General features: G+C 64.1%; 1 protein-coding gene. It reads left to right on the forward strand.

Annotation, left to right across the window (positions count from 1 at the left end; translation table 11 throughout):
* A partial coding sequence (locus AF337_RS11450) for a transporter substrate-binding protein (RefSeq protein WP_152970986.1) occupies positions 1-284 on the forward strand: 284 nt, incomplete at both ends.

Genomic DNA, 284 nt, shown 5'->3' on the forward strand with positions numbered 1-284 from the left:
AACGCTATCTTCCGCTCGAGGAAACCGCGGTCGAACGCATCGTCGCCGAGATCGCGCAGCGCCGCCCGAGCTTCATCCTCAACAATCTGATCGGCCCGTCGAGCTACGCCTTCCTGGAGGCGATCAAGGCCCTTGGTAATCGCGACCCGGCCTTCCGCGCGGAAAACTGCCCGGTCGTGAGCTGCGACCTGATGGAATGCGAGCTCGACGATATCGCCGCCGGCGCTGCCGCCGGCCAGCTTTGCGCCGCTTCCTATTTCGACAGTATCGCGACCCCCGAAAAC

This window comes from Rhizobium ecuadorense (genome assembly GCF_001187535.1).
GTDB lineage: Bacteria > Pseudomonadota > Alphaproteobacteria > Rhizobiales > Rhizobiaceae > Rhizobium > Rhizobium ecuadorense.